The sequence below is a fragment of the Xanthomonas sp. SHU 308 genome (assembly GCF_000364645.1).
Taxonomy (GTDB): Bacteria; Pseudomonadota; Gammaproteobacteria; order Xanthomonadales; family Xanthomonadaceae; genus Xanthomonas_A; species Xanthomonas_A sontii.
This window is the reverse complement of sequence record NZ_AQOK01000458.1, coordinates 1-600: the sequence shown is the minus strand read 5'-3', so window position 1 is coordinate 600 and position 600 is coordinate 1. Positions and strand designations below refer to the sequence as shown.

The following is a 600-nucleotide window of genomic DNA, read 5'->3' as shown; positions in this document are numbered from 1 at the left end:
CTGCTGGCGGGCAACAACCTCACGCTGCAGCCGACCGCGTTGCGCGATGAGTCCGGTCTGAGCCGCGGCGGCGATGGCACCAGCCTGACCGTCGGCAACAACCTGTCCATGCAGGCCGGCAACGACCTGCAACTGCATGGCGTGGCGATCGCCGCCGGCGGCGACGCCGCCCTGCAGGCCGGGCACGACCTGTCGTTGACCCCGGTCACCGACACCAACGGCAAGGCCACGGTGCGTACCAGCATCGCCACCGGCGGCAGCCTGCAACTGGCCGCCGGCAACGACCTCACCATCCGCCAGGCCCAAGTGAAGGCCGATGGCAACCTGATCGCCGCGGCCGGGCACGATCTCAATGTCACGTCGGTGCTGGGCGACAGTCGCACCGTCACCGACCAGAGCCGCCAGGGCAAGACCAAGGTCGTCACCACCACGACCACCCAGGACATCGATCAGCAGGCGCTCACCGCCGGCGGCAACCTGGTGCTCAGCGCCGGCCACGACGTCAACCTGACCGCCGCCAAGCTCGACGCTGGCAACGGTCTCGCGGTGGTCGCCGGTAATGACCTCAACAGCACCACGCTCACCACGGTCGACAGCAGC

At 69.2% G+C, this 600-nt stretch carries 1 protein-coding gene; it reads left to right on the top strand.

Annotated elements, in window-relative coordinates:
- The coding region (locus D588_RS24905; protein WP_043085085.1) for a hemagglutinin repeat-containing protein at positions 1–600 on the top strand (600 nt) is incomplete at both ends.